This is a genomic window from Vibrio gazogenes, from assembly GCF_023920225.1.
Lineage (GTDB): Bacteria > Pseudomonadota > Gammaproteobacteria > Enterobacterales > Vibrionaceae > Vibrio > Vibrio gazogenes.
Genome location: NZ_CP092587.1, coordinates 674,835 through 698,422, shown reverse-complemented (window position 1 = coordinate 698,422; position 23,588 = coordinate 674,835). Strand labels below are relative to the sequence as shown.

Here is a 23,588-nt window from a genome sequence, read left to right as displayed (position 1 = left end):
TTATTGTGTGACTAATTACGATTTTCGACTTTAGATTCACCAGATGAATCAGCGCTGAAACTCCGAATCAAATGACAATCATTGCGCATATAAAATAACAAATGGAGACCTCCTCTCTGTACGGAGGTCTTTTCTTATGAGGATATATTAATGACGTCTCAGAAGTACTCTTTGCAGGATATTCGCTTAAGACTGAACGAGTTAGACGATCAGTTACTTCAATTACTTTCAGAACGCCGTAAATTGAGCATTGAAGTTGCCAAAAGCAAGGTGGAAACAGCCAAACCCGTGCGCGATGCCGATAGAGAGCAGCAATTACTGGTGAAACTGATCAATAATGGCAAAGAAAAATACCAGTTAGATGCGCCCTATATCACCAAAGTGTTCTATACCATCATTGAAGATTCAGTATTACTCCAACAAAACTATTTACAGAACTTAGCCAACCCAGTGCATAGAAAACCGACATCTCGCGTCGCTTTCCTAGGGGCAAAAGGTTCCTACTCACATTTGGCAACGCGTGAATATTTTAGTCGGAAAAATGTCGAACTGATTGAGATGAATAGTGAGCAGTTCAAAGATGTGACCAAAGCGGTTGAGTCAGGCCATGCAGATTACGGCGTATTACCAATAGAAAATACCAGTTCAGGGTCAATCAACGAAGTGTATGACCTACTCCAGCGTACAACATTACACATTGTCGGGGAATTAACCTTACCGATAGAGCATTGCCTGTTGGCAACGCAAGACATTCCTCTGGAAGAAATTAAAGTTCTTTACTCTCATCCACAACCCCTGCAACAGTGTAGTGAATTTTTAGGCTATATGCGTCATGCTACACTCGAATCTTGCATCAGTACCGCGGATGCCATGCAGAAAGTCAAAGAGATGAATCGTCATGATGTTGTCGCGATCGGTAATGCTTCCAGCGGAAAACTGTACGGGTTACAACCGATCAAAACCAATATAGCCAATCAAACCGAGAATTATACCCGTTTTATTATCGTGGCTCGTAAATCGGTCGAAGTTTCCTTACAGATCCCCGCCAAAACAACGCTCATTATGGCAACATCCCAAGAAGCCGGTGCTCTGGTTTCAACCCTTCAGGTGTTACAAAAGCTGGGAATTAATATGACTAAACTGGAGTCGAGACCGGTGATGGGCAATCCTTGGGAAGAGATGTTCTATGTTGACTTAGCTGCACATTTGGCCTCTCCCGAAATGCAGAAAGCTTTGGAAGAATTGACCCGCTTAACCAAATTCCTCAAAGTGCTGGGATGTTACCCGATTGAAAATGTAAAACCGACCCAAGTGGAACAATATTGAGAAACGGGTGATTTCCTGCCTTGGTCAAGCTGACAATACGACATCGACAACATAGAATGAATCTCCTCACCTCAACATAGTCTTTTGTCGTATTGTTATCTTAGATACAAGATAAAGTAGCAAATAGCGCCTATCTCATTTTTAGGATCGGCATACGTCAGGTTCGAACGTATACATGATGGTAAAAAAACTGGTTAGAATACTGATTATTACCCTTGCGGCTTTTCCTTTAACAGTCACGGCTTCAGAACTTAATATTTATCTGTGGGAAGATACACTATCAAAACATGTCATATCGCAGTGGGGTAAATATTTAAATATCCCTTTACATCTGTTCCATTTTGATAATGATGATGAACGCAGCCTTCTTATGCTGAAAAGTTTTCAACTTCCTTTTGATATTATTGTTTTAGATAATGTTTCTGCGCAAATTTTTGCCCGCCAAGATGCTTTTGAAGATCTGTCATCGCTAGAAAACCGTAGATATATCGATCCGCGTTGGAATCAAGTGTGTGGGACTCATGCCATCCCTTATTTTTGGGGAAGTGTCGGGATTGTCTATAGAGAAAATAAAATACCTTCACCACCACGGACATGGTCTGAATTTATGAATCCACCACTAGCGGTTAAAGGGCACATCGGCATGATACAAGACAGTGTTGAAACATTATTACCTTTCTTATTTGCACAGCACTTATCCCCGATAACAGATTCTTTACCTGAATTGAGAGCCGCTTATCATGCGATGGAACGTTTCAACGCCAATATTATCACTTATGAATATGCACTCAGCTACGTGAGAAGCCACCACAAAGATAATGACAATCTTTACATGGCATTAGGGTATAGTGGCGATCAGTATTCACTCAATCGATATTTCAGTAATAACAACTGGAAATTTATCACACCTGCAGGTCCAATATTTATTTGGGTAGATTGTATGGCAATCAATCGTAATTCAGAAAATAAAAAGGCGGCCAAAGATTTTCTGAATTATCTAATGCGGCCGGATGTCGCAGCTCAAAACGCGCTGGATATCGGTGCAGCGACACCCAATATGGAAGCACTCAAACGACTTCCAGCAAGTTTTATTCATGATGAGAGTATATTTCCACCCATTAGGAACATGAAGAACATCATCATTGATACGGAACTTTCACCCTTGAATTTAAATATTCGCTCTAAAATAATCAACAGTTTAATTAATCAACATGAAACTCAGCCATAGAATATTATTACTCATCGCACCTGTTGTTTTATTGAGTGCCGCAGCATCAAATTACATTATTTATGTGATGCAAAAAGATGCACTGATAAAACGTACCAATAGCTACCTACAGCTCAACATGGAAAAATTAGCAGGCTATTATCGTCAGACGAATACGCTGGTGAGTAGCTATGCCTACACATTGGCTAAAAGCGATATTATTCGCCATTATATTAGCCATGAACAAAATCCGTTTCGAGAACTTGAACTGATTGATAACCTGAATGATACCATTTATGTACTTCAGCCCAAGCAGCAACAGTTTATCGCATTATCGATTTTGGACAGTCAGCATAAGGTTCTTTACTACGCCGACACAAGCCATGATCCCTTTGCCTTAATGGATCCCAAACTTCTCAAAGACACCGAGCAAGTTTACCAGCAGAGCAAAAAGCCAACTTATGTTGGCTATAATGAAAATTCATCAGGAGAAGATGTCTTAATTCGTTATGATGTTTTAGATACCAAAACACTGCAAACACCGCTGAGTTATAATCAAAATGAAATCTTTTTTGTGCTTGTCTACGCAACGCTTGATCGTTTCAATCATCTAAAAAAGGTCCTCGAGTACGATAATCAAACCGCCATTTTTTTCACGCATCAACCTTCGGAAAATCAATCAGCCCGAAAAGAAGACCTGATTCAAACCGTTGAACTTCAGCCCGGCTGGTTCGCTACGTTGGCGCCGGCACCATTGATTCTGAATCAACAGCTCAATACTATTCAGAAAGAATTAATCTTAGCGTTTAATATCTCTGCATTTTTTACCGTTGCTCTGTTATTGCTTCTGCTGTATCGGCATGTCATAAACCCAATCACCCGGCTGGATCATCAATTACAGCAAGTTGAAAATAGACAGCGCAAAAATATTGAAGTTCTGTCGAGCAACGATGAAATCGGACGCTTATCATCACGCTTTTATATGATGTATACCGAACTGGAAAAGACCTACCAGCAAACCAAGTTATTGGCAGAAAACGATCACCTCACTAATCTGGCGAACCGACATCAGTTTCAACGTCACGCGAAAGCTATTCTGGCTCAGGCTCACACATATGTCTGGGCACTCTATATTGATTTAGACAACTTCAAATATGTCAATGATAAGTATGGGCATCAAATCGGAGATTCCCTGCTGATTAATTTTGCCAATCATATCGAAACACTATGCCAACACTTTAATCAGAGTTATCAAGTGCATTGCCTGGCTGCGCGGCTTTCCGGAGATGAATTTGCCATTCTGCTTCAATCATCGACTCAACAACCGGAAATTGCAGATAGGTTTGCACAAAAACTATTAGAACCAATACAAAGCCGGATTCATTCGCCAATAGGACACTTTCCGATTACCGCCAGTATCGGGATTGCGACCTTCCCGGAAGATGGTCAACATATTGAGAAACTTCTGTCCAATGCCGATACAGCAATGTATCAGGCAAAGAATGCAGGCAAGAACCAGATTGCACACTACTCAAAAGCACTTGATAAAATCGTCCAGCGCCGGGCGAATATTGAGCGAGCGCTGAGAAACTGCGCTTTCGATGATGAGTTTAGTTTGGTCTATCAGCCCTATTTTACCTGCTCCGAAAAAACCATCACTGGATTTGAAGTCTTACTGCGCTGGGAATCGGTCCAGTTGGGAGAGATCTCTCCTGACGAGTTCATTCCTATTGCTGAGCAAACCGGGTTATTTGGTGATATCGACCGTTGGGTTATTCATAAGGCCTTTGCAGAGTTCGCAACACTTCAAAAGATTCAGAATGAACCGAAAAAAGTTGCAATCAACCTGTCATCCGCAGAACTAAACTCCTTACAATTGGCAGAATATGTCGAATCTCTCGCGCACACTTATCAGATTCCATCCCATTTGGTCGAGTTTGAAATTACTGAAACATTCGCCGCGGAATCTCAGGGTTTTCCACTATTACACCAGTTATCGAAACTCGGGTTTGATTTGACGATCGATGACTTTGGCTCAGGATACACATCGATTTCTCAGTTAGTTCAATATCCAGTCCAAAAAATAAAATTAGATCGTCATTTTCTTGATACTTTAATTGCCACTCAAAAGCATCAGGTGGTGAAGCTATTAATTGACCTATGCCACTCTCAAAATATGGAAGTAACCGCTGAAGGGATCGAAACAGAAAGCATGTATCAATGGCTGCAGAAATACCAATGTGATTATTTACAGGGATATTACTTCGGTAAACCACTATCAATCACGGAACTGACGACACTTGCAGAACAATCAAAAGGAACAGCATGATGACCCGAATTATTGTTGCATCACTCAACCCAGTAAAAATCAAAGCTGTAGAGAATGCCTTTCAGGAAGTATTTCCGACCGTTGAAGCACAAGTGATCGGTATATCCGTTCCCAGTAACGTTGCAGATCAACCCATGAGTGATTCAGAAACACGTTTAGGCGCATTAAACCGCGTTGCCAACGCACGAAAGCAATCCCCGGACGCTGATTTCTATGTGGGTCTGGAAGCAGGTGTAGAAGGACAATTTACTTACGCATGGATGATCGTCGAATCAGGACAAAAAAGAGGTGAATCACGCTCTTCAAGTCTGCCACTTCCGCCTGAAGTGATCACGCAATTAAATGCCGAAACCGAGCTCGGCAGTATTATGGACGACCTGTTTCAAACCACCAATATCAAACAACAGGGTGGTGCTATCGGGTTACTCACCAACCATCTTCTCACTCGCAGCTCTGTTTATCACCAAGCTTTGATTTTGGCGCTAGTACCTTTTGTCAATCCAACACTCTATCCTGACAACTTGCCCCTCGTACCGAATGGCTTCAGATAAGCAGAGTGCACTTGCATTCGCCACATTATAATGATAATAATTATCATTATAATGTGGCGTAAAGTGAGATGACTATGCATCGAGAAGAGAACTTATATAACGCTTTTTTCAAAGCTCAGGATCGATTCATTCAACATCATCAAGTGCTGGGTTTCGAGCCTGAAACTATTCAGGAATATATTCAGAGTGGCCTGTTACTCGCGTCGTTTTACCGTCCGGAGACACATGATGAAAACGATCTGCTCTATGAATTGTTTCTTCGGCAGGTATTCTTTCATCTTTTGGACGCAATTCAAGATCCCATTTACAGCCGAATTTTTCGCCGAATCTGCCTCGATTCGATCCACATTCCACTCCTCACACTCAAACGTTACTATCGTCAGCTAAATAATGGCGATGCCAAACTGACGGCGTTACAACAACAATTAAGAAGTATTCAGACCATACTCGACTAATCAAATATAGGAGTGAACTCATGGAACAAACATTCAGAACTGAAACCGACAGTATGGGAGAAGTGCTGGTTCCTGCGGATGCCCTCTATCAGGCACAAACACAACGCGCTGTGAATAATTTTTCCATCAGTAAACGACCAATGCCTCGTGGATTTATTCAGGCTTTAGCTTATATCAAACAAGCGGCAGCACAGACCAATGTCCAATTAGACTTGCTAGCGGATGACGTTGCCAACGCAATTCATCTCGCATCTCAACAAATCATTGATGGGCAGCACCTTGAACAGTTTCCGATTGATATTTTTCAGACCGGATCCGGAACCAGTTCAAATATGAACGCCAATGAGGTGATTGCGACACTTGCTTCCCAGATTCTCGGCACTCAGATTCATCCGAATGATCATATCAACATGGGGCAAAGCAGCAACGATGTTGTCCCGACAGCCATCCAAATCAGTAGTGCCCTTTCGATCGAACAACAACTACTCCCTGCGTTAAGTCACTTGGTTGAAACCCTCAACCATAAAAGTACTGAGATTGGTCATCATGTCAAAACAGGACGTACGCACTTAATGGATGCGATGCCGATTACATTTGCCCAAGAACTCAGTGGCTGGGCTCATCAGATTCAACACGCGATTCAAGGCATTGAGCATAGTCTCACATCAGTGAAAGCTTTAGGACAAGGTGGTACAGCTGTAGGGACGGGAATCAACGCAGATCCTCGCTTTGCGGCAGCCTTTGTTGAACATTTATCTCAAAAAACCGGGATTCAGTTTGCCAGCAGTGAAAATTTCTTTTTCAACCTCAGTAGTCAGGATGCCATCGTTGCTCTGTCAGGACAGTTAAAAACAACCGCCGTAGCACTCATGAAAATTTCCAATGATCTGCGTTGGATGAATTCAGGCCCACTCGCAGGTTTAGGAGAAATAGAACTACAAGCACTACAACCCGGCTCTTCGATCATGCCCGGCAAGGTCAATCCCGTGATTCCGGAAGCCACAGCAATGGCAGCGGCTCAGGTCATCGGCAATGATGCAACCATTACCATTGCAGGACAGGCCGGTAACTTTCAGCTCAACGTGATGTTACCTGTCATTGCTCATAATATTCTGGAAAGTATCGAACTCCTGACCAACAGCGCCACTGCGTTAGCCGATAAAGCCATCGCTACGTTTACGGTTCGTCAGGATAATTTGGATATTGCTTTAGCGAAGAATCCGATTTTAGTCACCGCACTCAATCCGGTCATCGGCTATTCCAAAGCGGCTAAAATCGCCAAACAAGCTTACCAACAGCAACGAGCAATCATTGATGTCGCGGCTGAGGAAACCGATCTCAGTAAAGAAGAATTGGAAAAACTCCTCGATCCACAAAAACTGACTCAGGGCGGGATCGGCTAACACATCGGGAATCACAAGTGAGACACGAAAAACAAGCCGATTGGGGCGTGACCGAATTCCGGCAGCCAACATCAATCGGCTTGATTCGAGACGGGGAGCTAATTCTCTCCAAGCAGCAGCGCCATCAAGGCTGCTTTATTCTCTTCAGTACATGATTTGAGTTCGTTCGAACCTCTGGTAATCGTTGCGACCCCAACCCCCAGCATTTGACTGATCTGTCGCTGAGATAAATCACCTTTGAGTAACTCATGAAATATATTGATTCTGGAAACCAACGTTTCCCGCTCATCTGAGCTCATCATCATCGTCAACACCATTGCCAAACGATCCTGTTTCGATGCTTCTCTCAGCAGATCTAATAAAGCCTGCCAATCAGTAAATTTTGGTTGCTGTAACATGGCTGTACTCGTTGATTGATACACTTCATCCATTGTAGTGGTTTTACCGACCAATGGAATCAATATTTTGTCTCCACTTCCATATGCTGTAAAAAATCGCCTTTTACTCCCATCAAATAGCGGTAATAGTTTTCAAACATCAGTACATTTTGTACATATCCCCTCGTTTCGTAGAAAGGGATCGATTCGATGAAGCGATATACATCCAACTCACCATCCGAGGCTTTCAGCCATTGATCAACCCGATATGGCCCGGCATTATATGCAGCAAAGGCCAGAATTCGATTGCCATCATATCGCGCCAGCAATTCATGGAGGTACTGACTGCCCAGCTCGATGTTTTTTTCCACATTAAACAGATCACTGGCATTGTGATATTGCAATCGATATTTTTTGGCCACATGGCGAGCCGTAGATGGCATGATTTGCATCAACCCCTTCGCTCCCACCGGAGAATGCGCTTCAATATCCATTGCACTTTCCTGCCTTGCCAAAGACATCAATGAGATCGGATCAACATTGTTTTTATTACCAAAAAACTCAAACCATTTGAGATACGCTCTGGGAAAACGCAGATCCAAGTTTGCCCACAGCTTGGCCTGAATCGAAGCAACTACAGCCAAATGATACCAATGGGCAGTTGCAGCATAGCGTGCCAACATCGCACGTTCTTCCACTGAAACACGCTGAAGTAACCAATGCCACTCACTTTTAGACGCCGCTATCTTTTCCCGCTCAATCAATTCCTCAATCCGAGCCAGCGCTTTTTGATAGGGTTCAATCAAATCAGGGTTATAGCTCAGAGTACTGGTTCGATAGACAAATGGCTGTTGCAGAATTTCAGACGCGGCGACCCCATAAAAACTTCGCAACTCGGTAAGCGCAGCTAATTTATTGATCCCTTCGGCTTCATTACCCGATTCGATCTCGCTGCGACCAAGCCAGAATTGCCATTGGGGCAACCGTTGTAGCGATTCCGGCAAATAGCCAATCCAACGATGAATATGATGCCAATCTCCCTGCCTGATTTCTTGACGAATACGCCGTTCAATGAGCTGAATGTCGCCACTTTCTGCAATCATTTGATCCCGCCACTTCGTCATACCGGATACGGATGTTTCATCCAGCAATTGCTTGGCGACATAAAGCGCAAGATGATTCTGTTCTTCAGCGGTCAGTAACGTCAACTGATGTTGCGCGATCAGTGAATACACTGCAATCGGCTTCGCTGCTGCCCATTTTTTCAACCCAAGAAAGGCAGTTTTAGAATCATCGGCACTCAATGCATTCTCATTCATGAGTGTCAGTACCCGCTTTGGATGACGATATACATCAAGCAATCGCTGCGCTTGAACATGCGCTTGATCCGTATTCAACTGCCGATTCAAATACTTCATCAGAGAAAAATTTCGCTGTTCAAAAGCGAGAAACATTCGGTCGATCACTTGCCGATCAGTAAAAAACCGTGTTTTGCGCCACTGAGAAAACAGGAAATCACACGCATCATCAACGCTGTCACCACTCAACCACAGTGACTCAGCTCCCTGATATGCTTGATTTTTTCTGCCGGTATGCCACATCGCGGTATAGTAATAGCAACGATATTTTTCTTGTTTGGGAGTCGATTTTTGATAGGTCAGTAATACCGACCACTTCTTTTGCTGAGCCAACGCATCCAGATAAGGCGCACTAATTCGTCCGGCAAATGGGAAATTACGATGACTATCAATAAAATTTTTAATGACCAGAGGCGGCTTATCACCAATGTTGACTAAAATGGAACGATAATCGAGGTAAGGTGTTAGAGGATAATCCAACAGCTGGTCACGAATACGATGGTATTTTTTGACTTCTTGTTGATCCAGCCAGAGCTGAGCACGCTCGTACAGCTGGCGCTGTTGTGCAAGTGTCAAATCACTTTGAGCAAAACTACGTGAAACGAAGCCACTACCGATAAAAACACCCAGTACAATCGGCAATATGACACGACTCCAAGACCCGTTCATGAACGATATAATCGGCCTGACTCCTCTAAAACGACTTTTTAACATTTTAGCCATAATTTCCTCATTTATTACATGAGAGAGGCTAAATTAACAAAAAATCTCAAACAACATCAATTTGCATATTTTTTCACAAATCATCTGACCCGCCCAAAGTCTGTATGAAAAAAATGTCTGTCAGTAACAAATGTCATCTGATTAGTATAAAATGGCCGTTTTGGTCTACGAGTAACAGTTAGGAACGATCGGTAATGGCTGAATACGTGTATACAATGTCTCGGGTGAGTAAAGTCGTCCCCCCGAAAAGACAAATCCTGAAAGATATCTCTCTAAGCTTTTTCCCTGGTGCCAAAATTGGTGTTCTGGGTCTCAATGGTGCAGGGAAATCAACGCTACTGCGCATCATGGCTGGCATTGATACAGACATTGATGGCGAAGCACGTCCCCAACCCGGATTAAATGTCGGCTATCTGCCACAAGAACCCGTACTGGACGAAAGTAAAACCGTCCGTGAAATTGTTGAAGAAGCAGTTTCTGATGTCAAAAATGCCCTTGAGCGCCTCGATGCGGTTTACGCAGCTTATGCGGAACCGGATGCAGATTTTGATGCGCTGGCCAAAGAGCAAGGGGATCTGGAAGCCTTAATTCAGGCAAAAGATGGCCATAATTTAGATAATATACTGGAACGTGCCGCAGATGCACTACGTCTGCCTGAATGGGATGCAAAAATCAGCAACCTTTCTGGTGGAGAGCGACGTCGAGTGGCGATTTGCCGTCTGCTACTGGAAAAACCAGACATGCTGCTATTAGACGAACCAACCAACCACTTGGATGCGGAATCCGTTGCTTGGCTGGAGCATTTCTTAGTCGATTATAGCGGTACCGTGGTCGCCATTACCCACGACCGTTACTTCTTGGATAATGCTGCGGGCTGGATTCTGGAACTTGACCGTGGTGAAGGGATTCCATGGCAAGGGAATTATACCTCTTGGCTGGAACAGAAAGATGCGCGTCTGAAGCAAGAAGCATCTCAGGAAAAAGCTCGCCAGAAAACCATCGAGAAAGAGCTTGAATGGGTTCGTCAGAATCCGAAAGGTCGTCAGGCCAAATCGAAAGCCCGGATGGCTCGTTTTGAAGAGTTGCAGAGCGGTGATCATCAAAAACGCAATGAAACCAATGAACTGTTTATCCCACCGGGTGAACGTTTAGGTGAAAAAGTCATTGAAGTGGCAAACCTCACCAAGTCATTCGATGGCAGAGTGTTAATTGATGATCTGTCATTCTCCATGCCGAAAGGTGCGATAGTCGGCATCATTGGTCCCAACGGTGCCGGGAAATCGACACTGTTCAAGATGCTCAGTGGCACCGAACAACCTGACTCCGGAACCATCGACATCGGTGATACCGTGAAGCTTGCTTCGGTTGATCAGTTCCGTGACAGTATGAATGATAAGAATACGGTCTTTCAGGAGATTTCTGAAGGTGCCGATATCATCCGGATCAATAACTTTGAGGTTCCGGCGCGGGCTTATTGCTCTCGCTTTAATTTTAAAGGTGTGGATCAGCAAAAAGTCATCGGAGAGCTCTCCGGAGGGGAACGTAACCGCGTTCATCTGGCAAAACTACTCAAAGCCGGCGGCAACGTCTTACTGCTTGACGAACCAACCAACGATCTCGATGTAGAAACACTCCGGGCGCTGGAAGAAGCGTTGTTAGAGTTTCCGGGATGCGCCATGGTTATTTCGCATGACCGTTGGTTCCTTGACAGAATTGCGACACATATTCTTGATTACCGTGATGAAGGGCAAGTCAACTTCTACGAAGGTAACTATACTGAATACTCAGAATGGCTAAAACAGACACTGGGTGCTCAGGCGGCAGAACCGCATCGCATTAAATACAAGCGTATTGCGAAATAGTGTTTTCTGTTGATATAAAAAGGCCGCCATTGCGGCCTTTTTATCAGGAAAAGACGGATCACGGTGCATTCGCCACAACAGAGCGCCCTCCTCCCACATACAGAGGCAGAGATATGGCAGAAAAACGTCGATTTTCACGGATTATCTACCGAGCTCCGGCTTTACTGACCCAAGGGTCAGTCCGTATTGCAACAACAGTTCAGGATCTATCACTACACGGGATTCTGCTTTCCATCCTTGGTGAATCGAGACTCGATACACAACAACCGATTTACATAGAATTCCCACTCCCTGAAAGTGACATCTCGATTCAAATGACAGCCAATATTGTTAATTTGGAAAACAATACATTGCATGCGAGTATTGCTTATATCGATGTCGAAAGTATTTCTCACCTGAAAAGACTGATTGAGCTGAATGTGGGGAATGACGCACTCTTACATCGAGAACTCGAACACCTGACGGATTTAGGTGATGACGAGGACAAATGATACGTCTGGTGCAGACTAAATCGAGGATAATATAGAGGACAATGTAAAAAGAGCGGATAACCCGCTCTTTTTTAAGTGCTTTCAGTGAAGAATACGACTGCAAATTTACCCACGATGAATCGTATCATTGGCATGTTTGAGCAAACTCTGACTCTCTGACATAAACTTCTGCGAGTAATCGCCAAACCATTGGCTGGTTTTAGAAAAGCTCTCGATAAATCGTCCTTTCTCTTTTTCATCAATGATGGTCATCGCTTCAGTAAAGCACTGATAAAAACGACGAATCATGGCGATGTTTTCTTCCGAAGAGAAGATGATGTCACCATAAAGGTTCGGATCCTGACCAAATAGACGTCCAACCATCACTAATTCCAGACGGTAAATCGGAGAACTGAGCTGAAGGAGTTTTTCCAGATCTGGGTTTTCTTTCGATAAATGCAAGCCATACACATAAGATGTAAAGTGTCTCAGCGCCTGAATCAATGTCATCCCATGATCATGATCTTCAGCCCGAATCTGGCACAAGCTGGCTCCCCAAATCGAGATCTGCTGGAGCAGCCACTGATAACTGTCTGCACCACGTCCGTCACAATAGACCACGACCTGCTTCGCAAGGCTTGGCACATCAGGACCAAACATCGGGTGTAATCCGACAACCGGGCCGGCATGCACATCCAACATGGCTTGTAATGGTTTAGACTTGATCGAAGTCAGATCGCACAAAATACAATCTTCAGGCAGGTGTTTGAGCTTCGATATGACATCCAGTGTCAAATGAATCGGCACCGTCACAACCACCATTCCCGCATCATGCAGGAGTTCATCGGCATGATCCCAGTCCTGACTGCCGAGGATTTTTACCGTATAACCGGACAAACGGAACATCCGCGCAAATAAACGACCTAGCTGCCCATTCCCACCGACAATCACAATCGGACGCAATTCGGGATTCAAACACTTAAAGCCCGCATCTTTCTCACTTGCATAAGACTCACGCATCGTCCGGCGCAGAATATCTTCAATCAGTTGAGCAGGAACCCCCTGTTTCTCAGCTTCTTCACGACGTGCCGCCAGCATCGCTGCTTCACGTTCCGGGGCGTAAATCGGTAAACCGTGCTGACTTTTCACTTCACCGACTTTTTCAACCAACGCCAAACGACGGGCAAGCAGCTTGATCATCTGCTGATCGACTTCATCTATCTGATCTCGTAACGCGTTGAGCTCAACTGACATGAACAACCTCTTTAATCTTGCAAACGTTTCTCTAAGAATGGAACCAGATCCTGATGCGCACGACGCAGCAAGGAATCAGTCACTTCCCAACTGATACATGCATCCGTGATGGAGACGCCGTACTGCATTTCCTCACGAGGCAAATCAGAAGATTGGTTTCCTTCATGAATATGACTTTCGATCATCAATCCGATAATCGAGCGATTTCCCTCACGGATCTGATGGATCACATCTTCAGCAACCAACGGTTGACGTCTGAAGTCTTTACGAGAGTTCGCATGACTACAATCTACCATCAATGCCGGGTCAAGTTTCGCATTGTGCATTTCTGCTTCACATTCAGCAACAGAAACTGAATCATAATTGGTTTGCTTACCACCACGCAGAATCACATGTCCGTTTGAGTTTCCTTGAGTCGTTAGCAACGCGACCTGACCTTCGGCGTTAATTCCCATGAAACGGTGACTCGATGAAGCCGCCTGCATGGCATTGATTGCCGTAGATAAACTGCCATCTGTACCATTTTTGAACCCGATAGGCATTGAAAGACCACTGGCCATTTCTCGGTGAGTCTGAGACTCCGTGGTTCTTGCTCCGATAGCAGCCCAGCTAAATGTGTCAGAGAGATATTGAGGGCTGATCGGATCAAGCGCTTCCGTCGCAAGCGGAATGTCCATTTCTGCCAGTTCGACCAATAATTGTCGACCAATATGTAACCCGTGTTCAATATCAAATGTACCATCCATATGCGGGTCATTGATCAACCCTTTCCAACCCACGGTTGTCCGTGGTTTTTCAAAATAAACCCGCATGACTAAATACAGCTGATCACTGACAGCTTCAGCTAACGCTTTAAAACGCATGGCATACTCTTTGGCTGCATCCAGATCGTGAATCGAACAAGGACCACATACAACCAGTAAACGGTGATCCCGTTTATGAATAATGTCAGCAATCGTCTGACGAGACTGATGAATGAATTGCTGTGCCTTCTCACTCAGAGGCAGCTTCGCTTTCAGTGCTTCCGGCGTAATCAAAACCTGTTGGTCAGTTATATTAATATCGTTGAGTTCATTCATTGTAGCCACCTGTACAAAATATTTTACACTTTATTCTTTGTTAACGAGAATTAAATCACATATACGGCCTAAGTTACCAGTAAAAACGACCATTGTGAATGTAAAATAATAACAACATTTAATGTAAATTTTATTTTACAAACTCATTTCACCCTTATTCCGTCACAATTCACTGCTCGGTGAGTATTTTATTGCTGTGGCTTCCCCTAGAATAAGCAAACAGTTTATAAGATGTTCTGTATGACCATGGATGTGATTCTTTCCCTGCTGCAACAAATGTGCGTTTACCTTGTTCTTGCTTATATGCTCAGTAAAACGCCCCTATTTCTGCCACTCCTGAACATTTCTTCCCGTTTAGAACACAGATTGTCAATTTATGTGCTTTTTTCGTTATTTTGTATTTTGGGAACCTACTTTGGCTTACAGATCGATGATGCTATCGCAAATACCCGAGCTATCGGTGCCGTCATGGGTGGATTATTCGGCGGGCCGATTGTCGGTTTTGCCGTTGGTCTGACCGGTGGGCTTCATCGTTACACACTCGGTGGATTTACCGATTTAGCCTGTGCGATTTCAACCACAACCGAAGGACTCATCGGCGGATTACTGCATACTTATCTGATGAGAAGATACCAACGGGAACGTTTGTTTCATCCGGGCGTAGTCTTTGGGATTACCCTGTTCGCAGAAGTGATTCAGATGTTGATTATTTTATCGGTTGCCAAACCATATGACCAAGCATTTTCATTGGTCAGTACCATTGCCGCCCCGATGATTATTGCCAACTCTGTCGGAGCGGCACTGTTTATGAGTATTCTCAAAGATAAAAAATCGATTTATGAAGAATATTCTGCAACTTTTTCCCGCAAAGCATTACACATCGCTGAACGTTCCGTCGGACTACTATCCGAAGAATTTACCGCCAAAACTGCAGGACCGGTAGCCCGTATCGTCTATGAGGAAACCAATGTCGGTGCTGTATCAATCACAGATCGCGAAAAAATTCTCGCCTTCATTGGTATCGGTGATGATCATCATCATCCCAATACTCCTATCTCATCGCCCAAAACACTGGAATCGATTGAAAAAAATGAAATTATCTATCTCGACGGATACGAGCGACCCTATCAATGTTCCCTGTCACCGGACTGTAAATTAGGCTCCGCGTTGATCATTCCGCTCCGTGTCGATGATCGCGTCATCGGAACCATCAAACTTTATGAACAGAAGCGCAAACTATTCTCATCCATTAATATGTCAATGGCTGGCGGCATCGCACAGCTATTGTCGAGCCAAATCCTTCACGGTGAATATCAACAAAAGAAAACATTATTGGCTCAGGCAGAGATCAAACTCCTTCACGCACAAGTGAACCCTCATTTTCTCTTTAATGCTTTGAATACGATCAGTGCGATCATTCGCACCGATCCCGGTCAAGCTCGTGAACTGATTCAACACCTGGCTCATTTTTTTCGCAGCAACTTAAAGCAGAATATAGAAACGATAACCCTCGCAGAGGAACTCGCCCATGTGAATGCCTACTTGATGATTGAGCAAGCCCGCTTTTGCGATCGCCTCGATATTGAGATTCAGATCGATTCCGCATTGATGGAACGACGTTTGCCTACATTTACCCTCCAGCCTTTAGTAGAGAATGCTATCAAGCACGGCACCTCCAATTTACTTGGACAGAGTAAAATTCGTATTTATAACCAACCAACAGTGCATGGACACCTCATCGTGGTTGAAGATAATGCCGGTCTGTACCGTGCTTCACCGAATCAAACACATGGGCTGGGTATGCAAATCGTTGAGAAACGCCTGATCAATTACTTTGGTCATTCATCACAATTGCAAACCGACGTCCAGCCGGATGTATCGACCAAAATGCAATTTTTACTCCCAAACCTAACCTGAAATGCCTTTGAGAGAATATCTGAATGCGAGTACTGATTATTGATGATGAAATACATGCCAGAAAAGAACTGATCCAACTGCTTGAAGAAGATGAGACGTTGAAAATCGTCGGTCAGGCTGCGAATGCGATTGACGGCTTGAAACAGATTAATCAGCTCAAACCTGATGTTGTTTTTCTTGATATCCAAATGCCTCAACTCTCTGGTATCGAGCTATTGGCAATGCTCGATCAAGAAACCATGCCGAGAGTCGTGTTTGTCACCGCCTATGACCAATACGCAATCCAAGCCTTCGAAGACAACGCATTTGACTATCTGCTCAAACCTATTGATGAACAACGTTTGCACAAAACCCTACAACGGTTAAAGCGAGATATACAACGACAGGATTTTTCTCCCATTATCCCCAAGTCACTGGAACAGATCCCCTGCACCGGACTCAACCGGATTGTGATTATCCCAATACACGCGGTTGAGTTTGTCAGTAGTGATCTGGCAGGGGTTCATGTCCAGACCAGCGATAAAAAAGCCACCAGCCAGCTCACGCTAAAACATTTGGAAGAAAAGACCCCGCTGCTTCGCTGTCATCGTCAGTATTTGATTCATCCGAAAAATATTCAGGAGATCAAACTCCTCGATCATGGTCTGGCAGAAGTGCTGACCATTTCGGGATATACCGTCCCTGTCAGTCGGCACTACCTGAAAAACTTAAAAGAAACGCTTGGTATCAGTTAAGTGCAGCAAAGACTTACCGCTCCGTCAGTGGTGCAAGTGCTGCCACTGCGTGTTTCCATTGCGGCGTCGCTTTCAGTTCAGCCGGACTAAACGCGCGCTGCTTTTGCAAGCATTCAGCACCAGACACCGCCATAATCGGTAGATGATCCAAAACCCGGATAGACGCAGCGCGATCATTACACAGCAGTAACATATCGCACCCAGCAGCCAAAGCTTGATGGGAACGAGCTACCGCATCTCCCATGACAGAGGCGCCTTCCATCGCCAAATCATCAGAAAAAATAATGCCATGAAAGCCAAGTTTGTGACGCAAAATCTGCTTCAGCCAAAATGTGGAACCACTTGCAGGCTGCTGATCGTAATGAGAATAGATCACATGAGCCGGCATCATCGCATCTAATAAATTTGCCTGAATATGCTGCTGAAACACCTGCATATCGGTCTCAAAGATATCCTCACGATGATCATATGGGGTCTCTTTATGTGAATCTTCCACGACACCACCATGCCCCGGAAAGTGTTTACCCGTCGTTGCCATACCAGCGGACTTCATTCCTTGCATATATGCCTGACTCATCGATATGACCGTCTCACGCTCTTCACCAAAAGCACGATTCCCTATCGCCCGACAGGAAAATCCCGTATCGAGAACCGGGGCAAAGCTTAAATCAATATCATGCGCAATCAGTTCACTGGCCATCAACCAACCACCCAGTTGCGCGAGCTGTTCACTCTCAGGGAAACACGCATAGCTTGCGGCAGCCGGTAATCGGGTGAATCCATCCTGAAAACGTTGAACACGACCACCTTCCTGATCGACACCAATCAGGATTGGCTTTTTTGCATACTGGCGAATTGACTGAGTTAAAGCCAATAATTGCCTTGAATCGAAATAGTTTCTGGCGAACAAAATCACGCCACCGACAGTCGGATGTGCCAACATTTCTTTCTCTTCGGCACTCAACTCACATCCTTCCATATCTAGCCACAGCGGCCCCATACCTATCTCCCGAACCCGAATGATTGATTTGAGCCGATTATATACACAACCACGCTCGGATGCAGTTCTATTCGCAATACCAGAGTCTCCCGTTCCCCCAAGCGATTAACACGCTGAGGGACAAATAAAAAAGAGCATTCAGCAAAGATTTGCATGCGCAGTGGTGCTGCGACAAAAATCAATTACAATGCAATGATGTTCCATCAGCGGGAAGCAATCATGACTCAGAAAGAATTGTATATTGGCGTGATGTCCGGCACGAGTCTCGACGGGGTTGATGTTGCTCTGATTGAAGTCGACGCTCCCGACATTCGGCTACTTTCATCCGCGATGTATCCTATGCCGGAGTCAATCAAACAGAACATTCTGGATATCTGTACCGGTCAGCCGACCCATCTCCCTGCAATTGGCAGGCTCGATCATCATCTTGGTCATTTGTTTGCCGATGCAGTCAATGCTCTATTGGCACAAAGCGGATATCAGGCTAAAGATATCCGAGCCATTGGATGTCATGGACAGACGGTCTACCATCACCCGACAGGGGATACACCGTTTACAATGCAACTTGGTGATGCCCATATTGTCGCCACGAAAACAGGCATTGATACCGTTGCGGACTTTCGCCGTAAAGACATGGCGCTGGGTGGTCAGGGCGCACCGCTCGTTCCTGCTTTTCATCGGGAAGTCTTTTCGCAAGATGATGCAACCTTGGTCGTGCTTAACATTGGTGGCATTGCCAACATTTCAGTGCTCAGACCGAATCAGCCGCTATTAGGCTATGATACAGGCCCCGGAAATATCCTGATGGATGCCTGGTGCCAATACCACACACGGGAAAAATTCGATCAAGATGCACAGATGGCTCGCAGTGGAGAAATCGATGAGCCGCTACTGGAACTGATGAAGCGGGATAGCTATTTTTCAGCACCCGCCCCCAAAAGTACCGGCAGAGAATACTTCAATCTGGATTGGGTTCAGTCGAAAGTCAGATTGCTGAACCATCACATCCCTCCCGAAAATGTACAAAGAACACTATGCCGGTTGACCGCTGAGACCATTGCCGATCAAAGCCGCTTATATGTCAGCGGTCTTCAGCCCCGATTGTTTGTCTGTGGCGGTGGTGCCAACAATCCATTATTGATGCAGGAGTTACAAACCCTGTTGCAAGACTGGCAGGTCAGTAATACATCAGAACAAGGCGTTGATAACGATTATATGGAAGCTATGGCTTTTGCTTGGCTGGCACATCAACGCATTCATGCACTCCCGAGCAACGTGCCTGAAGTCACTGGCGCGATCAGAGCCGTGTCACTGGGCGTCATCTACACAACCCAATAAAATCAGAAGAGTAAAAGCTTATGACGAATGATGCTTTATTGTCCGCGCTATCTCAGTTGGTTTCTGAAGGACGTAACCCTGAAACCATGGATATCGATTTGTTATCCACTGAAGCCATTCTTGAACGATTGAATCAACAGGATAAGACTGTGCCTTTTGCGGTAGAAAAAGTCATTCCTCAAATCGCGGCAGCCGTCGACGCCATTACCACGGCATTTAAAAATAAAGGGCGGTTGATTTATATCGGTGCCGGTACCAGTGGCCGTTTGGGTGTGCTGGATGCCTCAGAATGCCCTCCGACTTTCGGAGTGTCCGATCAAATGGTAATCGGTTTGATCGCCGGGGGGAAAGAAGCCATGTTTAAAGCACAAGAAGGCAGTGAGGATTCCCCGAGCGCGGCAAACCATGATCTCCAAAACATTGCGTTAAATCAGCGAGATGTTGTGGTTGGTATTGCCGCCAGTGGTCGTACACCCTATGTGATCGGTGGGCTGGAATATGCCAATCAAATAGGCGCCACGACCGTTGCCGTCTCTTGTAATCCAGACTCAAACATTGCAGCCATTGCACAGATAGCCATCTCACCGCTGGTCGGTCCGGAAGCATTAACCGGTTCTACGCGACTGAAGTCCGGTACGGCACAAAAGCTGATCCTGAATATGCTGACCACCGCAAGTATGATTCGCTTAGGTAAAAGCTATCAAAACCTGATGGTTGATGTACAGGCAACCAATAAAAAGCTGAAAGCCCGGGCGGTGAGAATTGTGATGCAAGCGACTGACTGTGAAAAGACACGGGCAGAACAGTTACTGGCGCAGAGCCAGAACAATGCGAAAATTGCGATTCTGATGCAGTTGACCGATATGAGTTATCAGGAAGCGCTGGACAGACTCTCGCAATCCGAAGGGGTCTTACGCAAAGCAATCCAACCGTCCGCTTAAAGAACCGACATATCGACTCGTTTACAGTCTGTCTTCAATACTATGTCACTGAGATACAAGCCATCACTCAGTGACTGGTATATTGATCCCAACCTCGTTGCCACTCCATACGGAACTGATTCCCCGCTGATGTACCGGCACAAACCCCATCATAATATTGACCGGATAACCCGATTTGATAGGCAAAATCTGGATTACAATACTTGGTAACACCATCATCGTATCCTTCATCATAATCGGCCATTTGGACCGCCCCCAGTTGATGAAGATCTCGATAGGATCGCTGTTGATGCCCCGCAATCCCATCACGATAACCAATTTGATACCAGTCTCCTTGTGTAGCGAGTGACTGCTCCGACGCAGAACACCCTAACAACAGTAAAGAAACCACCATTCCACCGAACCAATTACGGAAATTTATCACGACATCAATACCTTGTTTTAAATTTACTCTCTTCAACCATATACGCTTTCGACCTAAAACACCAAACAGCGATGTCCAGTTTCCTATAATAGTGCATTAACATTGATACGAATTATGTTTATAAATCATCCAATACATCCTCCAAGTGAAAACCACTTCCTACGGATAGAAGACCACTTAATTCTTCATAGCACCACTCAGTTGACTTTCTCATGCATAACGCTTCTGGTCAGACTAGTCTATCGATAGAACATCTCTGTCCATCAACAGAAGGAAAATGATATGTCGTGGTTCTTCGTCTCCTTAATCGCTCTCATTGGCGGTTACTTTATTTACGGTACACTTGTCGAAAAAATATTTGGTATTAATGAGCAACGGCAGACGCCAGCTTACAGTATGAGAGATGGGGTTGATTATGTCCCGATATCAACACCGAAAGTCTACCTTGTACAGTTACTGAATATTGCCGGTGTCGGCCCGATATTCGGCCCGATTATGGGTGCGCTATACGGCCCTGCAGCATTATTGTGGATTGTTGTTGGTTGTATTTTTGCCGGCGCGGTACATGATTATTTCTCAGGTATGCTCTCGGTCAGAAACGGGGGAGCATCGGTCCCGAACATCAGTGGTAAATATCTTGGCAATGGCGCAAAACATTTCATGAATGCCTTTGCAATCATTCTCTTACTGCTTGTTGGGGTTGTATTTGTTTCTGCGCCTGCCGGTATGATTACCAACTTAATCAATGAGCAATTATCACTCCACGTCGGCACTGGTCTGATGGTCATCATCATTTTTGCTTACTACATTTTGGCAACGATCGTTCCAGTCGATAAAATCATCGGACGTCTATATCCATTATTCGGCGCCCTGCTCATTTTCATGTCTGTTGGGTTAATCACTGCAATCCTTGTCTCCGACAAACATACCATCATGGGTGGTTTCACCATTGGTGATCTGTTCAGCAATCTGAATCCACGTGACATGCCATTATGGCCGGCTCTCTTTATTACGATTGCCTGCGGTGCAATTTCAGGGTTTCATGCCACACAGTCACCGCTGATGGCACGCTGCATGGAAAATGAAAGAAATGGCCGTTTCGTATTCTATGGTGCGATGATTGGCGAAGGTGTGATTGCTTTAATCTGGTGTACGATTGCCTTGTCCTACTTCGGTTCGCTGGACGGGCTTTCTGAAGCGATTGCTCAAGGTGGTCCGGGTAATGTGGTCTACAGCTCTTCGTTCGGATTACTGGGCGTGTTCGGTGGTATTCTCGCTTTCCTTGGTGTCGTCATTCTGCCCATAACTTCCGGTGATACTGCTTTCCGCTCCAGCCGTCTGATCTTAGCAGAATATTTTAACATCGAGCAGAAAACGCTGCGCAATCGGTTACTGATGGCAATGCCACTCTTTGTTATCGGTGGTATTCTGACGCAAGTCGATTTTGCGATCATCTGGCGTTACTTTGGTTTTGCCAACCAGACAACCGCAGTCGTAATGCTGTGGACCGCTTCTGCTTATCTGTTACGCCACCAGAAATTCCACTGGATCACAACCGTACCAGCACTGTTCATGACAACCGTCTGTGTCAGCTTTATTCTCAACAGTAGTACACTGGGATTCGGGTTACCCATGCAGATTTCAACAATCCTCGGCTTCCTTGCTTCCATTGCGATGCTCGCCTACGTACTTAAAGTGACAAAAGGGCATGATAAGACTGCACTTTCAGATCCGAAAAACGCATCGGATAAGCAGACTAAAACCGCATAACTTAACATTGTTTCATGACAGCGCTTAATGTAAAAAGGGCTCCCTAAGGGAGCCCTAATACGATCATCGCTAAAAAGAAAGTGGTCAATCAACCATTTTCATTTGCAACTCTTTCGGAACTTCAAAAAACATATTTTCTTCTCGTCCTAACACTTCTTCGACTGAGACAGCACCCAATTCTTTGATTCGCTCAAGAATCTGATTAACCAGCGCTTCAGGTGCCGAAGCCCCTGCTGTCACGCCGACAAGCTGGACATCGGATAACCACTCCGGATGAATGTCTTCCGGTCGGTCCGTGAGAAATGCAGCAGTCCCCAGTTTTTCAGACAACTCTTTCAACCGCGTTGAATTCGATGAATTTTTAGAACCAACCACGATCATCACATCCACTTGCTGAGCAAGGATCCGAACTGCATCCTGACGATTCTGCGTGGCATAGCAAATGTCATCTTTACGCGGGCCCTGAATATCAGGAAAGATGTGGCGCAATTCATCAATCACATCCGCAGTTTCATCAACTGAAAGCGTGGTCTGACTGACATAGTGAAGATTATCCGGATGCTTGACTTTCTCTTTCAGCTCAACAACATCCTCTGGTTTCTCAACCAAGTACATACCGCCCGTCTGACTGGCATACTGCCCCATTGTTCCTTCAACTTCAGGGTGCCCGGCATGACCAATCAAAACGACTTCCATATGCTTTCTACTGGCTCTGGCAACTTCCATATGGACTTTGGTCACGAGTGGACAGGTTGCATCAAAGACAGTTAATGCTCTGGATTTTGCTTCGTTTCTGACAGTTTGAGAGACACCATGCGCAGAAAATATCACAATTTGGTTGTCAGGAACTTCATGCAACTCTTCAACGAAAATAGCGCCACGCCGCTTCAAATCTTCAACAACAAACCGGTTATGAACGACTTCATGGCGAACATAGATCGGTGGCTGATACATCTCCAAAGCGCGCTCGACAATACTGATGGCTCGGTCAACACCGGCACAAAAGCCGCGAGGGTTTGCTAGTAGTATTTTCATATCATTGCTCATGGTTTTTACTCAACTCACGACAT

20 protein-coding genes are annotated in these 23,588 nt (G+C 45.0%); 13 read left to right on the top strand and 7 right to left on the bottom strand.

All coding sequences use genetic code 11. From position 1 onward, the window contains the following. Positions 1–150 precede the first annotated feature (150 nt). The 6 genes from pheA to MKS89_RS03180 all read left to right on the top strand — a co-directional run bounded on the left by pheA (position 151) and on the right by MKS89_RS03180 (position 7,271). Entirely contained in the window at positions 151–1,326 is a 1,176-nt protein-coding gene (gene pheA, locus MKS89_RS03205) for a prephenate dehydratase (protein WP_072961132.1), read from the top strand. Between the two features lie 178 nt (positions 1,327–1,504). Then, positions 1,505–2,554, top strand: coding sequence for a polyamine ABC transporter substrate-binding protein (locus tag MKS89_RS03200; RefSeq protein WP_072961359.1), 1,050 nt, complete (start codon positions 1,505–1,507; stop codon positions 2,552–2,554). Continuing rightward, complete coding sequence (locus MKS89_RS03195; protein WP_072961134.1) at positions 2,538–4,862, top strand: putative bifunctional diguanylate cyclase/phosphodiesterase; 2,325 nt, start codon at positions 2,538–2,540, stop codon at positions 4,860–4,862. Before MKS89_RS03200 ends, MKS89_RS03195 begins: the two co-directional genes overlap by 17 nt. Further along, on the top strand, positions 4,862–5,413 hold the full coding sequence (gene yjjX / locus MKS89_RS03190) for an inosine/xanthosine triphosphatase (RefSeq protein WP_373636448.1): 552 nt from the start codon (positions 4,862–4,864) through the stop codon (positions 5,411–5,413). Before MKS89_RS03195 ends, yjjX begins: the two co-directional genes overlap by 1 nt. A gap of 74 nt (positions 5,414–5,487) precedes the next feature. Continuing rightward, positions 5,488–5,868, top strand: coding sequence for a hypothetical protein (locus MKS89_RS03185; RefSeq protein WP_072961141.1), 381 nt, complete (start codon positions 5,488–5,490; stop codon positions 5,866–5,868). A 20-nt stretch (positions 5,869–5,888) separates the two neighbouring features. Beyond that, positions 5,889–7,271: a class II fumarate hydratase gene (locus MKS89_RS03180; protein WP_072961144.1), complete on the top strand. Its 1,383-nt coding sequence runs from the start codon at positions 5,889–5,891 to the stop codon at positions 7,269–7,271. Between the two features lie 98 nt (positions 7,272–7,369). On the opposite strand, the gene trpR is transcribed toward MKS89_RS03180, so the two are convergent. Then, on the bottom strand, positions 7,370–7,669 hold the full coding sequence (gene trpR, locus MKS89_RS03175; protein ID WP_207521996.1) for a trp operon repressor: 300 nt from the start codon (positions 7,667–7,669) through the stop codon (positions 7,370–7,372). 59 nt (positions 7,670–7,728) lie between these two features. Then, complete coding sequence (locus tag MKS89_RS03170; RefSeq protein WP_165614825.1) at positions 7,729–9,729, bottom strand: transglycosylase SLT domain-containing protein; 2,001 nt, start codon at positions 9,727–9,729, stop codon at positions 7,729–7,731. 194 nt (positions 9,730–9,923) lie between these two features. On the opposite strand from MKS89_RS03170, the gene ettA reads away from it, so the two are divergent. Next, entirely contained in the window at positions 9,924–11,591 is a 1,668-nt protein-coding gene (ettA, locus tag MKS89_RS03165; protein ID WP_072961151.1) for an energy-dependent translational throttle protein EttA, read from the top strand. A 113-nt stretch (positions 11,592–11,704) separates the two neighbouring features. Continuing rightward, positions 11,705–12,082 carry a PilZ domain-containing protein gene (locus MKS89_RS03160; protein WP_072961156.1) on the top strand — a complete coding sequence of 126 codons (378 nt, stop codon included), beginning with the start codon at positions 11,705–11,707 and terminating at the stop codon, positions 12,080–12,082. Positions 12,083–12,187: 105 nt separating this feature from the next. Here MKS89_RS03160 and tyrA read toward each other — a convergent pair whose 3' ends face one another. Together tyrA and MKS89_RS03150 are read right to left on the bottom strand one after the other, a co-directional pair. After that, the gene (gene tyrA, locus MKS89_RS03155; RefSeq protein WP_072961158.1) at positions 12,188–13,315 is read right to left on the bottom strand and encodes a bifunctional chorismate mutase/prephenate dehydrogenase; all 1,128 of its coding nucleotides are present in this window, start codon (positions 13,313–13,315) and stop codon (positions 12,188–12,190) included. A gap of 11 nt (positions 13,316–13,326) precedes the next feature. After that, a complete protein-coding gene (locus MKS89_RS03150) occupies positions 13,327–14,394 on the bottom strand; it encodes a 3-deoxy-7-phosphoheptulonate synthase (RefSeq protein WP_072961161.1) in 1,068 nt (355 codons plus the stop codon). Between the two features lie 246 nt (positions 14,395–14,640). On the opposite strand from MKS89_RS03150, the gene MKS89_RS03145 reads away from it, so the two are divergent. Together MKS89_RS03145 and btsR are read left to right on the top strand one after the other, a co-directional pair. Next, positions 14,641–16,311 carry a sensor histidine kinase gene (locus MKS89_RS03145; protein ID WP_072961364.1) on the top strand — a complete coding sequence of 557 codons (1,671 nt, stop codon included), beginning with the start codon at positions 14,641–14,643 and terminating at the stop codon, positions 16,309–16,311. A gap of 23 nt (positions 16,312–16,334) precedes the next feature. Next, positions 16,335–17,045 (top strand): two-component system response regulator BtsR, encoded by a 711-nt coding sequence (gene btsR, locus MKS89_RS03140; RefSeq protein ID WP_072961164.1) that lies wholly within the window; start codon positions 16,335–16,337, stop codon positions 17,043–17,045. 13 nt (positions 17,046–17,058) lie between these two features. On the opposite strand, the gene nagZ is transcribed toward btsR, so the two are convergent. After that, positions 17,059–18,045: a beta-N-acetylhexosaminidase gene (gene nagZ, locus MKS89_RS03135; RefSeq protein ID WP_072961167.1), complete on the bottom strand. Its 987-nt coding sequence runs from the start codon at positions 18,043–18,045 to the stop codon at positions 17,059–17,061. 219 nt (positions 18,046–18,264) lie between these two features. Here nagZ and MKS89_RS03130 point away from each other — a divergent pair, with 219 nt between their 5' ends. Together MKS89_RS03130 and murQ are read left to right on the top strand one after the other, a co-directional pair. Next, the gene (locus MKS89_RS03130) at positions 18,265–19,383 is read left to right on the top strand and encodes an anhydro-N-acetylmuramic acid kinase (RefSeq protein WP_072961367.1); all 1,119 of its coding nucleotides are present in this window, start codon (positions 18,265–18,267) and stop codon (positions 19,381–19,383) included. A 20-nt stretch (positions 19,384–19,403) separates the two neighbouring features. After that, entirely contained in the window at positions 19,404–20,324 is a 921-nt protein-coding gene (murQ, locus tag MKS89_RS03125) for an N-acetylmuramic acid 6-phosphate etherase (RefSeq protein WP_072961170.1), read from the top strand. Positions 20,325–20,391: 67 nt separating this feature from the next. Here the strand turns inward: murQ and MKS89_RS03120 are convergent, their stop codons facing one another. Then, complete coding sequence (locus tag MKS89_RS03120; protein ID WP_072961173.1) at positions 20,392–20,718, bottom strand: DUF2799 domain-containing protein; 327 nt, start codon at positions 20,716–20,718, stop codon at positions 20,392–20,394. Positions 20,719–21,030: 312 nt separating this feature from the next. Between MKS89_RS03120 and MKS89_RS03115 the strand changes: the two genes are divergently transcribed. After that, positions 21,031–22,518 carry a carbon starvation CstA family protein gene (locus tag MKS89_RS03115; RefSeq protein WP_072961176.1) on the top strand — a complete coding sequence of 496 codons (1,488 nt, stop codon included), beginning with the start codon at positions 21,031–21,033 and terminating at the stop codon, positions 22,516–22,518. Between the two features lie 84 nt (positions 22,519–22,602). Here MKS89_RS03115 and ispH read toward each other — a convergent pair whose 3' ends face one another. Next, complete coding sequence (gene ispH / locus MKS89_RS03110) at positions 22,603–23,565, bottom strand: 4-hydroxy-3-methylbut-2-enyl diphosphate reductase (RefSeq protein WP_072961179.1); 963 nt, start codon at positions 23,563–23,565, stop codon at positions 22,603–22,605. Positions 23,566–23,588: the final 23 nt, after the last annotated feature.

Excerpts from the sequence above, each read along its gene's own strand:
- MKS89_RS03115 (WP_072961176.1), top strand. The coding sequence starts at position 21,031 with ATGTCGTGGTTCTTCGTCTCCTTAATCGCTCTCATTGGCGGTTACTTT.
- tyrA (WP_072961158.1), bottom strand. The coding sequence starts at position 13,315 with ATGTCAGTTGAGCTCAACGCGTTACGAGATCAGATAGATGAAGTCGAT.
- MKS89_RS03145 (WP_072961364.1), top strand. The coding sequence starts at position 14,641 with ATGGATGTGATTCTTTCCCTGCTGCAACAAATGTGCGTTTACCTTGTT.
- murQ (WP_072961170.1), top strand. The coding sequence starts at position 19,404 with ATGACGAATGATGCTTTATTGTCCGCGCTATCTCAGTTGGTTTCTGAA.
- MKS89_RS03195 (WP_072961134.1), top strand. The coding sequence starts at position 2,538 with ATGAAACTCAGCCATAGAATATTATTACTCATCGCACCTGTTGTTTTA.
- pheA (WP_072961132.1), top strand. The coding sequence starts at position 151 with ATGACGTCTCAGAAGTACTCTTTGCAGGATATTCGCTTAAGACTGAAC.
- trpR (WP_207521996.1), bottom strand. The coding sequence starts at position 7,669 with ATGTTACAGCAACCAAAATTTACTGATTGGCAGGCTTTATTAGATCTG.
- MKS89_RS03185 (WP_072961141.1), top strand. The coding sequence starts at position 5,488 with ATGCATCGAGAAGAGAACTTATATAACGCTTTTTTCAAAGCTCAGGAT.
- ettA (WP_072961151.1), top strand. The coding sequence starts at position 9,924 with ATGGCTGAATACGTGTATACAATGTCTCGGGTGAGTAAAGTCGTCCCC.
- MKS89_RS03130 (WP_072961367.1), top strand. The coding sequence starts at position 18,265 with ATGACTCAGAAAGAATTGTATATTGGCGTGATGTCCGGCACGAGTCTC.
- MKS89_RS03170 (WP_165614825.1), bottom strand. The coding sequence starts at position 9,729 with ATGGCTAAAATGTTAAAAAGTCGTTTTAGAGGAGTCAGGCCGATTATA.
- ispH (WP_072961179.1), bottom strand. The coding sequence starts at position 23,565 with ATGAGCAATGATATGAAAATACTACTAGCAAACCCTCGCGGCTTTTGT.
- btsR (WP_072961164.1), top strand. The coding sequence starts at position 16,335 with ATGCGAGTACTGATTATTGATGATGAAATACATGCCAGAAAAGAACTG.
- MKS89_RS03120 (WP_072961173.1), bottom strand. The coding sequence starts at position 20,718 with ATGGTGGTTTCTTTACTGTTGTTAGGGTGTTCTGCGTCGGAGCAGTCA.
- nagZ (WP_072961167.1), bottom strand. The coding sequence starts at position 18,045 with ATGGGGCCGCTGTGGCTAGATATGGAAGGATGTGAGTTGAGTGCCGAA.
- MKS89_RS03150 (WP_072961161.1), bottom strand. The coding sequence starts at position 14,394 with ATGAATGAACTCAACGATATTAATATAACTGACCAACAGGTTTTGATT.
- MKS89_RS03180 (WP_072961144.1), top strand. The coding sequence starts at position 5,889 with ATGGAACAAACATTCAGAACTGAAACCGACAGTATGGGAGAAGTGCTG.
- MKS89_RS03160 (WP_072961156.1), top strand. The coding sequence starts at position 11,705 with ATGGCAGAAAAACGTCGATTTTCACGGATTATCTACCGAGCTCCGGCT.
- yjjX (WP_373636448.1), top strand. The coding sequence starts at position 4,862 with ATGACCCGAATTATTGTTGCATCACTCAACCCAGTAAAAATCAAAGCT.
- MKS89_RS03200 (WP_072961359.1), top strand. The coding sequence starts at position 1,505 with ATGGTAAAAAAACTGGTTAGAATACTGATTATTACCCTTGCGGCTTTT.